This is a genomic window from Sphingomonas sp. AC449, from assembly GCF_979253475.1.
Genome location: NZ_CEEDCZ010000001.1, coordinates 141,920 through 155,924, shown reverse-complemented (window position 1 = coordinate 155,924; position 14,005 = coordinate 141,920). Strand labels below are relative to the sequence as shown.

Sequence of the window (14,005 nt, the reverse complement as noted above, 5' to 3'; positions counted from 1 at the left end):
GAGAGACCATCAGGCCTGCGCGAACACCTTGGTGCCGACGATGCCGACCACCGTCAGCGCCATGAAGCAGGCCTGGACGCCGCTGACCTTGTCGCCGAACAGGATGACGCCGCCGATGATCACGCCAATCGCGCCCGCGCCGGTCCAGATCGCGTACGCCGTGCCCGCGGGGAGACCGCGCATCGCGAGTGCGAGCAGACCCATGTTGACGAAGCTGAGGACGATCGGGACGCTCGACGCCTGCCACGTGGCGATCGTCGCCGCCCATTTCAGACTGAGCGCCCAGCAAATTTCGGTGATCACGGCGACGCCGAGGATAAGCCAGGACATGATTGTTCTCCAACGGGCTCAGATTGGAGACCCGGCCGCCGGAAACCCGGGAAGAGACGGCCGTCAAAAATGGTAGCGCGGGAGGGACGCGTGCCCTCACCCACTGCTTCGCAGCGGGCCCCTTCCTCTCCCCCGAGGGGAGAGGAGAAGCGTCAGTTCAGGCGGCTGAGTCCGGAGATCGAGCGATCGACCATCATGCGGTCGGCCGCGGCGTCGTGGTGCTCCGCGATCAGAATACCGGCAGCCTTCGCCGCAGCATCGGCGGCACGCGCGCGGACCTCGGCGACTGCTGCACGTTCGGCAGCGGCGATCTTGTCCTCGGCCATCTTAGCGCGACGGTTCATCAGGTCCTCGGCACCAGCCTTGGCCTTGGCGATGATCGCCGCAGCCTCGTGATGCGCGTGCGCCTTCATCGCCTCGGCCTCGACATGCGCCGTCTTTGCCTTGGCCTCATATTCGGCCCGGATCGCCTCGGCTTCGGCGCGCAACGCGGTCGCCTCGTCGAGCTGCGTGCGGATCCCGGCAATCCGGGCGTCGAGCATCCGCCCGATCATCCCCGGAACCTTCTTCCACACCATCAGCACGAGCACGACGATCATCGCGATCGCGACCCAGCCGGTCGAATTGATGCCGAGCGCGGTCGGGTCGACGACATGCTCGACACCGCCCGGGGCGGTCGTGTGACCCTGGATACCCTGCTGGTCGATCGCGCCTTCGGGCGCCATGCCCTCGGCGGATATCACTTCAGCCGGAGCGTCGGGATTCGCGGCCGAAGTGGCGGCGGGGGTATTAGCCATGAGCCATCGTCCTGCGTACCGCGTCGCTCGCCGAGTCCAGGCTTACCTGAAGTCCAGCGACCTTGGCGGCCAGTTGCTGTGCCGCTTCTGCCGCGACACCCTGAAGATTGGCGAGAGCCTCGGCCTTCGCGTTCGCCACGGCGAGATCGTGATGCCCGAGACGCTCGGCGATTTCGGCATCGGCCGCGTGGACCTGCTGCTCGAATGCGGTAGCCGCCCGTTTTGCAGCAGCCGCGGTTTCCGCCTGCGCCGCAACGCGGGCAGCGTCCATTTCAGCCTGCCAGTTCGCCTGGACCGTATCGGCCTGCGCACGGGCAGCGACCGCCGCCGCCAGATCGCCGGCGATCCGGCCTTCGCGCGCGTCCACGGTGGACACGATCTTAGGCACCATCCCCTTGCCGATCCCGAAATACAGGATTCCGAAGGTGAGGAGCAGCCAGAAGATCTGCGAGGCGTAGGTGGCGGCTATCTGGGCAATCTGGGGCATTGGTCTGTCCTTCGTGATACGGCCGGACGGGGTATCGCCCGGCCAGATCAGCGAGTGGTTAGGCGACGAACACCAGGATGATCATCGTCACGAACGCGAGCAGGCCGAGAAGCTCTGCTGCGGCGAAACCGATGAACAGACGGCCCTGCTGGCTGTCTGCAGCGCCCGGGTTGCGCAGCGCGCCGGCGAGGAACTGTGCGAAGACGTTACCCACGCCGAGTGCGGCGAGGCCCATGCCGATCGCTGCGAGGCCGGCACCGATCATCTTTGCTGCTTGTGCGTCCATGTCGAAAACTCCCTTGGAAAATCAGTAACGTTGAGAAGAAACTTAGTGAAGGTTCACGGCGTCGTTCAGATAGACCGACGTCAGCAGCGCGAACACATAGGCCTGGATCGCGGCGACCAGCAGCTCGAGCAGCGTGATGCCGATCATCAGCAGCATGCTCGGCGCGGTCACCAGACCGATATAGACGCCGCCCAGGTTGATGCCGTTGATCACGAACGCCGCGAGCACCTTGAGCAGAATATGCCCCGCGGTCATCGCCACGAACAGTCGCAGGCCGAGCGAGAACGGACGCACGAGGAACGACATCAGCTCGACCACGAAGATCAGCGGGATCATCAGCGCCGGCGTGCCGCTCGGCACGAACAGCGAGAAGAAGTGAAAGCCATGCTTGCCGAAGCCGACGAGCAGGACGATCCCGAAGCTGATCAGCGCCAGCACGCCGGTCACCGTCATGTGGCTCGTCACCGTGAACGGGTGGACGCCGGGGACGATACCGAACGGCAGCAGGCCGATGATGTTCGCGAACAGGATGAACATGAACAGCGAGAAGACATACGGCACGAAGCGCTTGCCGCCCGGGCCGACATTCTGCTCGAGCATGCCCGAGATGAAGCCCGTAAAGCCTTCGACCGCGGCCTGCCAGCGACCGGGGACGAGCTCGCGCTTCATCCCGCCGATCATGAAGGCCCAAAGTGCGACCAGCGTCACCACCATCCACATCGCGGAATTGGTGAAGGACAGGTCGTAACCACCTACGATCCAGTGCGAGCCGAACGCCGGCTCGATCAGGAACTGGTGCATCGGATCGATCTTGCCGCCCTGTTCTGCCGCCACGTGGAATCCCTGCCGTCTTGAAACGACAAACGCCCGGTTACTCCGGGCGTTCGCCTGAAATTCGAATGATCTGCCTGAACGCGACCGCTATCCCGAGGAACAGCAACACGATCAGCCCCCAGGGGTCAGTACCGAACCAGCGGTCAATCAACCAGCCGATCAGCGCACTGCCAACAAGACTCCCGATCAGCGCGGAGATGACGCGATTGCCCTGCGAGTAGCCCCGCTCGGCATCCGGTCCTCCCTGCCCCGTCTTAAGCGCCTCCCGAGCCTTGACCTCCCTCAATCGCTCATCGAGCGCGGAAAGTCGCGGATCTTCAACACCGTAGGGGTCCTGTCCGGGTTCGATCTCCGCCACGATATGCTCTCCACCTGATACGACACCGGGGAGATATACGCAGCGACGAGCGATCCCGCCAAGGCGCGGTCCGTTTAGAAAACAGGCTTGCTCAAGTCAACCGGTGTGACAGTATCGTCATCAATGTGGTCGCCGAGCGGCGCGTAACACCTTCTCGCATCCGTCATCCTGACGAAAGTCAGGATCCAGAGCCGCGGGCGGACCAGGCGTGGCTCTGGATCCTGGGTCGAGCCCAGGATGACCGATGGCCTCACGCCGGTGCCCTCAGACGCAGCGCGAATCACGCTCCGGCGCGGCGGCGGTGCGCGTCTTCCAGACACCACCCGGCGTCTTGTACTTCTCGCCCGGGTTGGTCCCCGCGATCAGGTTGCACCCGCTGGTGAACGCCAGCTGCTCGACCGTCGCGCCGCTCGCCTGCGCCTTGGCAGTATACGCCGACTTGCGCTGGATGTTGATGTTGTTGACCAGCGCGCGCAGATCGCCGCTCGCCGCGCCGACCAGCCCCAGATAGCCGTCGGGCTGCTCGCCGACCTCGCCGCCCGCGCGCGCCGCGGCATAGGCCGGATCGCGCTGCGCCGAGGCGGCCACCGAAAGGCCGCCGAGAGCCACCGCTGCGGCAACCATCATCATGACCTTGGTCTTCATCTTAGAATATCCCCGGGTTCTGCTGGATCAGCGACTTCGCCTCGCCATCGAGACGATAGACCACTTCCTGCGTCACGTTGATGTTGAGGTTGATCTCGATCGGCTTGTCGGGGGCCGACACGTTGATGCAGCCCGGCAGGGCGGCGGTCAGCCCGATAATCGCGATCGTCCTCGTCATCATCCGCAAGATCGGCCTTTGCATCCGCTTCTTCAATCCTGTTTCGGTCATGGCACGATCCTGCTTTCGGGCGGCTGAATGGTTGGCGGTATTGGAGCTTGGGTCGGGGGCGGCGGGGCGGCCTGCTGCTGCAACAATGCGGGCAGGTTGCGCTGGATCAGCCGTTTGGGATCATAGAAGCTCTGCGCCGAATCGAGCAGCCCGCGAAACGGCGCCTTGATCCGGATGTTGAAGACGAAGGGCAGCCGCTGCAGGCGGCGGACGATGAAGTTCGATTTCGCCCCCTCGCCCTGGCTGATCCCGGCAAAGCGCACGTCGGTGACCATCTCGCCCGCCAGCGGCCCGTTCATGCCGACCCGCAGCGACTGGTATCGCAGCGATTTCAGCGCCTGGAACGCGATGTTCGCCCAGATGCCGAGGTCCTTCTGGCTGAGATCGCCGACATAGGCGAGTGTCCCCCCGCCCGGCCGCACGCGCAGGTCACCACCCTCGATCCGCCCGCCGCTTTCGTCAAAGATCATCGGCAGCACACCGTCGAAGATCCCCGTCGCGTCAAGATTCTTGAAATCGAACTGCTGGAGGAACTGGTCCGCGGCCATGTTGGCGATATGGAACGTCATCCGTCGCTCGGATGCCGCGGAAAAATCGAGCAAGGTGGGATCGAGCGTCAGCGATCCGCCGGCGAACGGCCATGCCCCGCCTTCGACCCGTACGCGCGCACCGGGCAGCGTCTGGTAGCGGATCGTACCGTCGCTGACCGGGATGCCGGGGTTGAGCGTCGCGATCGTCGCCACCTGCCCCGGCGCGCTCTGGAGGTTGAGCAGGTCGGTGAAGCGGATCTCAGTCGCGATCCCGGTGACCGGACCGAACGCGGCGGCAAGGTCGGTGCCGGCGGTCCGGAAGATGCCCGTGCTGGTAACGCCGCCTGCATTCCACGCGATGTGCCCCTCGCCGCTGACCGATCCGTTGACGTCGGCAATCACGCCGAAGGTCAGCGGGGTGAGCGCGTCGGGTTGCAGCGTGTCCTTGGCGAAGGTGATGCCGGGCACCGACAGGTCGGCGCGCCCGGTGCCCGTGCCGAGCGCATGCACCAGCGTGACGTCGGCGACCTTGGTGCTGCTGACCGGTTCGAACAGCGTCCCCGCCGCGGTGATCGTCCCGCCGATCAGCGACAATGTCACGCCGCGCGCGGCGACCGGCTTGAACCGCGCGCTGCCTGCCGCATCGCTGACGCCCATCGTACCGTTCAGCCTCAACGCCCCGCCGACCAGCGTCCAGTCGCCCGCGGCTTCGCCGAGCAGCAACGGCACGTTCGCGATCTGCCCCGACCCGTCGGCGAACGCGCCTGCGATGCCCTGCGCCGTGGTCCGGCCCGTGACGGTCCCGAAGTCGAGCCGCGTGACACGCTCCGGCGTGCCGATGCGGGTCTGCACGCCGTCGATCGCAAAATCCCGATCCGCCAGCCTGATGGTCGCACCCGCCGCAGCCAGGGTCAGCGGCGTGCTGCCCAGCCGCCCCTTCAGCGACGCCGCCGCGATCCGCGCGCCACCGGACACGCGTCCGCCTTCGACGCGCAACAGCGCCGCATCGATCGGGCACAGCGACAATCGCGTGGGGTCGAGCACGAGCCCCGACACCGCGAGCCGCTGCACCGCGAGCGGCACGCAGCCGGTGTTGACGACGAGGCGCGCGCGACCGTCCCACCGCGCATCGATCGGTATCGACAGCCCCTCGACGCGGTCCCGCCCGGTGCCGATCGGCCCGTCGAGCGTCACCTGCGTCGTGATCGCGGTAGCCCCGCCGGGCGTGGCGCTGAACCGCACCGGCGTCAGCGCCAGCCGGGCGCCGTTCGCCGCATAGGGCGCCATCTGCGCGACCCCTCGGATCGGCGCGCCCGGCCGTGCCTGCGTGATCGACACGCGAGTCTCGGGCAGACCACCGCCCCGAGTCGTGAGCGTCGTGCCGAGCCGTACGCCTCCCGCGGGCACGCCAAGCGTGATCCCGTCTCCGCCACTAAGTGCGATCCGCGCGCCACTTGCCGACGCGAGCGCGAGTCGCGACAGCGTCGCTTCGCCGCGCCCACCGCGGATCTGCAGCGCGACCACCGCATCCGCGGCGAACCCCTTTGCGGCGCGGGTCACCGCGACAACCGCCGCATCGACGAGCGGAGCGACCGGCGTCCCCGCGGCCGACCCTGCCAGCGCGGCGATACCGGCCAGTCGACGATCGACGATCGCGGTGCCAGCCGAGCGGATGCGTCCGTCGAACGCGACAAGCTCGCCAATGCGGTAGGATCCCGCGGCTGAAACGCGTCGTGCACGGGCGTCACGCAGCCGTACCGTGTCGGCAGCAAGATCCACCTTGCCCGCCGTTGCCGCGGCATTCCCCGCGAACTCGACGACCCCGTGCGCTCCGCCGATCGTCGCGCCGGGCGTCTGTCCCGGCCCGGTCGCCAGCACGGCCCGCCCCTGCCACCGATCGAGCGCGGCACCGAGCGTCAGGTCGAGATTGGCGGCGACGGCCGCTGCCTGCGACGTGCCGCACGCCAGCCGCGCCAGCCGGACCGGCCCGCGCAGGATCGGCCTGGCCGCGTCGATCCGCACGCGCATCGTGGCGGCAAGCCGGTCGCCCGTACATCCCCTTACCGTCACACGCTCGCTCACCGCGGCGAGCGAGCCACGAAACCCGTCGTCCAGCCGCCCCGCGCCGGCAAGCTTCAGCCCAACCAGTCCGTACGGCGTCTCCAGCCGGATCCGCGCATCGTCGACGGTCGCGTCGAGCGCGGGCAAGGCAAACGGCTTGCCCGACGGCGCGGGCAGCAACCGGTCGATCGCGCCAAGCGACACCCGCCCGTCGACCAGCCGGCCGCGTAACCGCACATGCCCCGCGCGCACCGCATCGAGATACGGTCCCGACAATCCGATCCCCGTGCGCGTCTCGACCCAGTCCGCCACCAAGTCGGGGTTTGCCGGATCGCCGAGTACGACATTGGTCAGTCGCTGCCCGCCGAGCGCGAGATCGGCGATGTCGTATTGTGCTGGAACGCCCGCACGCGCGAGCTCGCGGTCGATGAACCCCTCGGCGATCGGCTTGCGCACCAGCCACAGCGCGACCAGGGCAAGAACTATCGCCAGCGCGATCAGCCGCGCGATCCGCCGACGGCGGCCATTGCGCCGGCCACCACGAGCGGACATCGACCGGGAAGGGTCGGCCCCTGTCTCGCTCGCTTCGCTCAACGCCTTACTCCGCAACGCTTCGTGGCGCATTGCATAGGCATGCCCGGCGACGTCATGCAATTGCGCACGATTGTGCTAGCATCGCGTCATGACCGATGCCGGTGATCCGATCGACGCGCGAAAGGGCCATCGCGCCCGGCTGCGCCAGCGCCTGTTCGACGGCGGCGGCGAAGCGCTGCTCGACCACGAACTCATCGAATATCTGCTGGCGGTCGCGATTCCGCGTGGCGATACGAAACTGCTCGCCAAGGCGCTGATGCGCGAGTTCGGCGGGATCGGCGGCGTGCTGACCGCCGATCCCGCGGCGCTCGCGCGCGTCGACGGGATGGGCGACATCGCGACCGCCGCGATCAAGATCGCGCACGCCGCCGCGATTCGCCTGCTCCAGTCGCACGTCGGCGATCGTCCCGTGCTCGCCAACTGGCAGGCATTGCTCGATTATCTGCGCGCGGACATGGCGCACCATACGATCGAACGGTTCCGCGTGCTCCACCTCAACACGCGCAACATGCTCATTCGCGACGAGGTGATGAGCAAGGGTTCGATCGACCAGGCGGCGGTCTATGTCCGCGAAGTGATTCGCCGCGCGATCGACTTCGGCTCGGCGTCGCTCATCCTCGTCCACAACCACCCGAGCGGCGATCCGACCCCCAGCCGCGCGGACATCGAGATCACCCGGACGATCGCCGAAGCGGGCAAGCGGCTCGGGATCACCGTCCATGATCATATCATCGTCGGCGCGACCGGGCATACCAGCCTGCGCGCGCAGGGCCTTGTCTGACGCGGCGTCCCCGTCCGCGACGAGATCCGGACGCGACCGCAGCGTGATTTGAACCCGGCGCCCCGGCCTGCTACCGGGCGCGCGATCGCTGGCGCTACTCCCGACCCGATGGGAGGCGCGTCGCCCATTGCCGAGCCCCCCCCCCGCAGACTCCCGAGGAAAACCCGATGGTCCCCCGCTATTCCCGCCCCGACATGGTCGCCATCTGGACGCCCGAAGCACGCTTTCAGATCTGGTTCGAGATCGAGGCGCACGCCACCGACGCACTCGCCGAGCTTGGCGTCGTACCGAAAGAGGCGGCAGCCGCAATCTGGGAAAAGGGCGCGTTCGAAGTCGACCGGATCGACGAGATCGAGCGCGAGACCAAGCACGACGTCATCGCCTTCCTGACCAACGTCGCCGAACATGTCGGTCCCGAGGCGCGCTTCATGCACCAGGGCATGACCTCGTCGGACGTGCTCGACACCTGTCTCGCGGTCCAGCTGGCCAAGGCGAGCGACATCCTGATCGCCGACCTCGACGCGCTGCTGGTCGTGCTCGAACGCCGCGCGCGCGAACACAAGATGACGCCGACGATCGGCCGCAGCCACGGCATTCATGCCGAACCGGTCACCTTCGGGCTCAAAATGGCGCAGGCGCACGCCGAGTTCGCGCGCAACCGCGCCCGGCTGGTGGCGGCGCGCGCCGACGTCGCGACCTGCGCGATCTCGGGCGCGGTGGGGACGTTCGCCAACATCGATCCGTTCGTCGAGGACTATGTCGCGGGCAAGCTCGGCCTCTCGGTCGAGCCGGTCTCGACGCAGGTGATCCCGCGCGACCGCCATGCGATGTTCTTCGCGACGCTTGGCGTGATCGCGAGCTCGATCGAGCGGCTCGCGACCGAGATCCGTCATCTCCAGCGCACCGAAGTGCTCGAGGCCGAGGAATATTTCTCGCCCGGCCAGAAGGGCTCGTCGGCGATGCCGCACAAGCGCAATCCGGTCCTGACCGAGAACCTCACCGGGCTCGCACGCATGGTGCGCGGCTATGTCACCCCCGCGCTCGAGAATGTCGCACTGTGGCATGAGCGCGACATCTCGCACTCGTCGGTCGAGCGCTATATCGGCCCCGACGCGACGATCACGCTCGACTTCGCGCTCGCCCGGCTGACCGGGGTGATGGACAAGCTGGTCGTGTACCCGGCGCGGATGGAGAAGAACCTCAACAAGATGGGCGGCCTCGTCCATTCGCAGCGCGTGCTGCTCGCGCTGACGCAGGCCGGCGTCAGCCGCGAGGACGCGTATCGCCTGGTTCAGCGCAATGCGATGAAGGTGTGGGATTCGGACGGCGCGCTGTCGCTGCTCGAATTGCTCAAGGCCGATCCCGAGGTGACGCTGAGCGATGCCGAGCTCGAGGACAAGTTCGACCTCGGCTATCACCTCAAGCACGTCGACACGATCTTCGCCCGGGTGTTCGGCGCGGCGTAAGGGCAACGTAATACCCCCCACCCGTCATCCTGACGAAAGTCAGGATCCAGAGCCAAGCAGGACAGCACTGCGTTACTCTGGATCCTGACTTTCGTCAGGATGACGGAGTGGGGGGACCAGCATACGCCGCCAAAGTGCACGCAACGCAATTACGATTTCAGGTTGCAAAATTGCGACAGCCCGCAACTATCGCCATATCACCGATGCCGGATATTACTCCGGCATCGGAGACCTACCCATGCGCATGTTCGAAACCGTGACCAGCTCGATGCTGGCGATCGCGGCTCAGGCGCTGGTGGTCGGGGTGGTCATTTCCACCCTCTGATCCATCGGCCCGCCCGCCCCTCCGAGGAGGGGCGTGGCTAGGCCGGAGGACCGCACGACTTCGTACCAGAAGTTGGTGCAATGTCCCCCGAAGTGGCGAAAGAATGGCCAAGTGTCAGCCCTCGTTGCCAGAGACCTGTGGAGGATCAAGCACTTAGGTGTTTGGCATCATTAATGCAGTGATACAGTTGGGCGCAGTTCGGCGCTCGATCGTGAAAGGCTTAAGATGCACATTCTCTCTTTGCGCCGCCCCGTTTCGGCTTTCCTCACCGCCGCCGTCGCGCTGACCGGCTTCGCGGTCCCCGCGCTTGCCGCAGGCGAAAAGCCGGTGACCATCACCATGCCCGCCAGCGCGTTCAAGGACGATACGAGCCGCGTCTGCATGCCGCGCACGATATTGGGGCGCAAGGTCGACAAGACGCTGCCCGTCACGATCTGCGAGACGAGGTCCGAGTGGGGCGCACGCGGCGTCGTCTTCGTCACGAAATGAGCTTGGAAGAGACGGTCCCGACGCGGCAAGCCCCGTCCGGACCGTCCTCTGCCGCCTAGCCGCGCGGATAGCGCGTCGCGAACTCCTCATCCGACATCATCAGATAGCGGATCATGTCGACAAACGCCCATGGGATCGTGATCGCCAGCCCGACCAGGGTGATGCTCAGCACCAGCATGACGATCCCCGATCCGATCCGCCCGAGATAAAAGCGGTGGATGCCGAGCGTCCCGATCAGGAAGGCGATCAGCGCGGCGACGTATTTGTTGCGGTCGCTGGCCCGCCCGGCTGCGGCCCCGCCCGCGGTCACCGCAGTTGGTACCGCGCGTCGCGGCCCCGGCGTCGCTGCGCTGGGTAGCGGGAACACGCTCAGCGCCCGGTCGTCGGCGCTTTCGAAATCGACCTCGGCGCCGATCACCGGCTCGCCGCGATGCGCCCAGTCTTCCGGCGCGAACCGATACCGCTGGCCGTCCTGCCCCGAAACGAGGCCCTCGCCCGTCCGCACGTCCACACCCAGTATCTGTCCGCGCATCGCAATCCCTCAACACCGCGCCCAATCGTGGCGGATCGAACTCAACAGGCAGGTCCGGCTTATTCCGCCGCGAACACGCCCTTCAGCTTTGCGAAAAAGCCCTGGCTGTCAGGGCATTCGTCGCCTGTCTCGGTTTCGCGGAACATCTCGAGCAGTTCCTTCTGCCGATTCGACAGTCGGGTCGGAGTCTCGACATCGATCTGCACGACCAGATCGCCATGCCCGCGCCCCTGCAGCACGGGCATGCCCGCGCCGCGCTGGCGGAGCTGCTTACCCGACTGGATGCCCGCGGGGATCTTGATCTCGTGCGTACGTCCGTCGAGTCCGGGAATCGACAAGGATCCCCCGAGCGCCGCGACCGTGAAGCTGATCGGTGCGCGCGCGAACAACGCCGTGCCCTCGCGCTCGAACAGATGATGCTTGGCGACATGGAGGAAAACGTAGAGATCCCCAGCTGGCGCCCCGCGCGCGCCAGCCTCGCCCTCGCCCGTCATCCTGATCCGCGTGCCCTCGTCGACACCGGGCGGGACGTTGATCGCGAGCGTCTTGGTCTTCTCGACCCGACCGTCGCCGCGACAGTCGGGGCATGGATCGGCGATGACCTCGCCCGCACCCTGGCAGACCGGGCATGCGCGCTCGACCACGAAGAAGCCCTGTTGCGCGCGAACCTTGCCGTGCCCGCCGCAATGCTGGCACGTCTTCGCCCGCGTTCCCGACCGCGCGCCGCTGCCGTCGCACGTGTCGCATGGCGCCGAGACGTCGATCGTGACTTCGGTGGCCTTGCCGTGGAATGCCTCCTCAAGGGTGACCTCCATGTCGTAGCGCAGATCGGCGCCACGCCGCGCGCCGCTGCGACCGCCGCTGCCGCGCTGCGCGCCGCCCATGAACTCGCCGAACACGCTTTCGAAGATGTCGGAGAAGCCCCCGAAATCCTGCGCGCCGCCGCCGCCGCCGGGTCCGCCGTTCTGGAAGGCGGCATGCCCGAACCGGTCATAGGCCGCACGCTTCTGCGGGTCCTTGAGGCAGTCATACGCCTCGCTGACCGCCTTGAACTGCGCCTCCGAATCCTTGCAACCCGCGTTCTTGTCCGGGTGATATTTCATCGCGAGCTTGCGATAGGACGACTTGATCGTCCCCGCATCCGCGGTCCGCTCGATTTCGAGCAGTTCGTAATAGTCCGTCTGGGTACTCATACTTCGCCCCCTGCGCCCGTCCCGTCATCCTGGCGAAGGCCAGGATCCAGAGCCGGATGGGCGGACGCCCGAGGCTCTGGATTCCAGCTTGCGCTGGAATGACGGGGGGTGTGCATATGCCTAAGCCTTACGCCTTCGGGTTTTCGTCGACTTCCGAGAACTCGGCGTCGACGACGTCGTCATCCTTCTTCGCCGCGTCACCCTCGGCCGAAGGCGATGCCTCGGACTGGGCCTGCTTCTCGTAGATGGCCTGGCCGAGCTTCATCGCGACCTGCGCGAGCGCAGTGCTCTTCTCGGTCATCGCGTCCGCGTCGCCGCTCTCGACCGCTGCCTTGGTCGCGTCGATCGCGGCCTGGATCTCGGTCTTCAGCGACTCGTCGACCTTGTCGCCGTTATCGGCAAGCTGACGCTCCGTGGTGTGCACCAGCGACTCGGCGTTGTTCTTCGCCTCGGCGCCCGCACGACGCTTCTTGTCCTCCTCGGCGAAGGTCTCGGCATCGCGGACCATCTGGTCGATGTCGCTGTCCGAAAGACCACCCGATGCCTGGATGCGGATCTGCTGCTCCTTGCCGGTGCCCTTGTCCTTGGCCGAAACGCTGACGAGGCCGTTGGCATCGATGTCGAACGTCACTTCGATCTGCGGCACGCCGCGCGGCGCCGGCGGGATGCCGACGAGATCGAAATTGCCCAGCATCTTGTTGTCGGCCGCCATCTCGCGCTCGCCCTGGAACACGCGGATCGTCACCGCGCCCTGGTTGTCGTCCGCGGTCGAATAGGTCTGCGACTTCTTGGTCGGGATCGTCGTGTTGCGATCGATCATCCGGGTGAACACGCCACCCAGAGTCTCGATGCCGAGCGACAACGGCGTCACGTCGAGCAACAGCACGTCCTTGACGTCGCCCTGCAGCACGCCGGCCTGGATCGCGGCGCCCATCGCGACGACCTCGTCCGGGTTGACGCCGGTGTGCGGCTCCTTGCCGAAGAACTGCTTCACGACTTCACGCACGCGCGGCATGCGCGTCATGCCGCCGACGAGCACGACTTCCGAGATGTCCTCGGGCTTCAGGCCGCCGTCTGCGAGTGCCTTGCGGCACGGCTCGAGCGTACGCTTGACGAGATCCTCGACCATCCGCTCCAGATCGGCGCGCGTGATCGACTTCACCAGATGCTTCGGGCCGTTCTGGTCCGCGGTGATGAAGGGCAGGTTGACCTCGGTCGACTGCGCCGAGCTGAGCTCGATCTTCGCCTTCTCGGCCGCTTCCTTCAAGCGCTGCAGTGCCAGCTTGTCCTTGGCGAGGTCGATGCCCTCGGCCTTCTTGAACTCGTCGGCGAGGAACTGGACGATCTTGTTGTCGAAATCCTCACCGCCGAGGAAGGTGTCGCCGTTGGTGGCCTTCACCTCGAACACGCCGTCGCCGATCTCGAGGACCGAGATGTCGAACGTGCCGCCGCCGAGATCGTAGACCGCGATCGTCTTGCCGTCCTGCTTGTCGAGGCCGTAGGCCAGCGCCGCCGCGGTCGGCTCATTGATGATGCGCAACACTTCGAGGCCGGCGATCTGGCCAGCGTCCTTGGTTGCCTGGCGCTGCGCGTCGTTGAAGTACGCGGGAACGGTGATGACCGCCTGCGTGACCGTCTCGCCGAGATACGACTCAGCGGTTTCCTTCATCTTCTGCAGCGTGAACGCCGAGATCTGCGACGGCGAGTAATCCTTGCCGCCCGCCGAGACCCATGCGTCGCCGTTCGGCCCGCGCGAGATCTTGTACGGGACCAACTCGGTGTCCTTCTTGGTGATCGGATCGTCGAAACGACGGCCGATCAGGCGCTTCACCGCGAAGATGGTGTTGTCGCCGTTCGTCACTGCCTGGCGCTTGGCCGGCTGGCCGACCAGTCGCTCGCCATCCTTGGCGAATGCGACGATCGACGGCGTGGTGCGCGCGCCTTCGGAATTCTCGATGACCTTTGGCTTGCCGCCTTCCATCACGGAAACGCAGCTGTTGGTCGTGCCGAGATCGATACCGATTACTTTAGCCATGAGTTTAAATAGCCCCTCACACATCGTAAAAAA

15 protein-coding genes are annotated in these 14,005 nt (G+C 66.4%); 3 read left to right on the top strand and 12 right to left on the bottom strand.

The window, feature by feature from the left end:
• Positions 1 to 9 precede the first annotated feature (9 nt).
• The 9 genes from AC0CH3_RS00760 to AC0CH3_RS00720 all read right to left on the bottom strand — a co-directional run bounded on the left by AC0CH3_RS00760 (position 10) and on the right by AC0CH3_RS00720 (position 7,151).
• On the bottom strand, positions 10 to 330 hold the full coding sequence (locus AC0CH3_RS00760; RefSeq protein ID WP_056016307.1) for a DMT family transporter: 321 nt from the start codon (positions 328 to 330) through the stop codon (positions 10 to 12).
• A 152-nt stretch (positions 331 to 482) separates the two neighbouring features.
• A complete protein-coding gene (locus AC0CH3_RS00755) occupies positions 483 to 1,127 on the bottom strand; it encodes a F0F1 ATP synthase subunit B family protein (RefSeq protein ID WP_465237458.1) in 645 nt (214 codons plus the stop codon).
• Positions 1,120 to 1,614 (bottom strand): F0F1 ATP synthase subunit B family protein, encoded by a 495-nt coding sequence (locus AC0CH3_RS00750; protein ID WP_056016314.1) that lies wholly within the window; start codon positions 1,612 to 1,614, stop codon positions 1,120 to 1,122. Before AC0CH3_RS00750 ends, AC0CH3_RS00755 begins: the two co-directional genes overlap by 8 nt.
• A gap of 58 nt (positions 1,615 to 1,672) precedes the next feature.
• Positions 1,673 to 1,900, bottom strand: a complete 228-nt coding sequence (locus AC0CH3_RS00745; protein ID WP_055873230.1) for a F0F1 ATP synthase subunit C — start codon at positions 1,898 to 1,900, stop codon at positions 1,673 to 1,675.
• A gap of 42 nt (positions 1,901 to 1,942) precedes the next feature.
• On the bottom strand, positions 1,943 to 2,701 hold the full coding sequence (locus AC0CH3_RS00740) for a F0F1 ATP synthase subunit A (RefSeq protein ID WP_056018773.1): 759 nt from the start codon (positions 2,699 to 2,701) through the stop codon (positions 1,943 to 1,945).
• A gap of 70 nt (positions 2,702 to 2,771) precedes the next feature.
• Entirely contained in the window at positions 2,772 to 3,092 is a 321-nt protein-coding gene (locus tag AC0CH3_RS00735; protein ID WP_354301353.1) for an AtpZ/AtpI family protein, read from the bottom strand.
• 264 nt (positions 3,093 to 3,356) lie between these two features.
• Positions 3,357 to 3,737: a YdbL family probable chaperone protein gene (locus tag AC0CH3_RS00730; protein ID WP_056016319.1), complete on the bottom strand. Its 381-nt coding sequence runs from the start codon at positions 3,735 to 3,737 to the stop codon at positions 3,357 to 3,359.
• A 1-nt stretch (position 3,738) separates the two neighbouring features.
• A complete protein-coding gene (locus tag AC0CH3_RS00725; protein WP_082445295.1) occupies positions 3,739 to 3,918 on the bottom strand; it encodes a YnbE family lipoprotein in 180 nt (59 codons plus the stop codon).
• A gap of 44 nt (positions 3,919 to 3,962) precedes the next feature.
• Entirely contained in the window at positions 3,963 to 7,151 is a 3,189-nt protein-coding gene (locus tag AC0CH3_RS00720) for a YdbH domain-containing protein (RefSeq protein WP_354301351.1), read from the bottom strand.
• Between the two features lie 88 nt (positions 7,152 to 7,239).
• On the opposite strand from AC0CH3_RS00720, the gene radC reads away from it, so the two are divergent.
• From radC to AC0CH3_RS00705, 3 genes are all read left to right on the top strand, one after another.
• Complete coding sequence (gene radC / locus AC0CH3_RS00715) at positions 7,240 to 7,932, top strand: RadC family protein (RefSeq protein WP_354301349.1); 693 nt, start codon at positions 7,240 to 7,242, stop codon at positions 7,930 to 7,932.
• Between the two features lie 167 nt (positions 7,933 to 8,099).
• The gene (gene purB, locus AC0CH3_RS00710) at positions 8,100 to 9,398 is read left to right on the top strand and encodes an adenylosuccinate lyase (RefSeq protein WP_056016325.1); all 1,299 of its coding nucleotides are present in this window, start codon (positions 8,100 to 8,102) and stop codon (positions 9,396 to 9,398) included.
• 550 nt (positions 9,399 to 9,948) lie between these two features.
• On the top strand, positions 9,949 to 10,212 hold the full coding sequence (locus tag AC0CH3_RS00705) for a hypothetical protein (protein ID WP_056016328.1): 264 nt from the start codon (positions 9,949 to 9,951) through the stop codon (positions 10,210 to 10,212).
• A gap of 55 nt (positions 10,213 to 10,267) precedes the next feature.
• Here AC0CH3_RS00705 and AC0CH3_RS00700 read toward each other — a convergent pair whose 3' ends face one another.
• The 3 genes from AC0CH3_RS00700 to dnaK form a co-directional block, all read right to left on the bottom strand.
• Positions 10,268 to 10,744 (bottom strand): TM2 domain-containing protein, encoded by a 477-nt coding sequence (locus tag AC0CH3_RS00700; protein ID WP_354301347.1) that lies wholly within the window; start codon positions 10,742 to 10,744, stop codon positions 10,268 to 10,270.
• Positions 10,745 to 10,803: 59 nt separating this feature from the next.
• Positions 10,804 to 11,937, bottom strand: coding sequence for a molecular chaperone DnaJ (gene dnaJ / locus AC0CH3_RS00695; RefSeq protein ID WP_056016334.1), 1,134 nt, complete (start codon positions 11,935 to 11,937; stop codon positions 10,804 to 10,806).
• A gap of 127 nt (positions 11,938 to 12,064) precedes the next feature.
• Positions 12,065 to 13,972, bottom strand: a complete 1,908-nt coding sequence (gene dnaK, locus AC0CH3_RS00690; RefSeq protein WP_056016338.1) for a molecular chaperone DnaK — start codon at positions 13,970 to 13,972, stop codon at positions 12,065 to 12,067.
• Between the last annotated feature and the right edge of the window lie 33 nt (positions 13,973 to 14,005).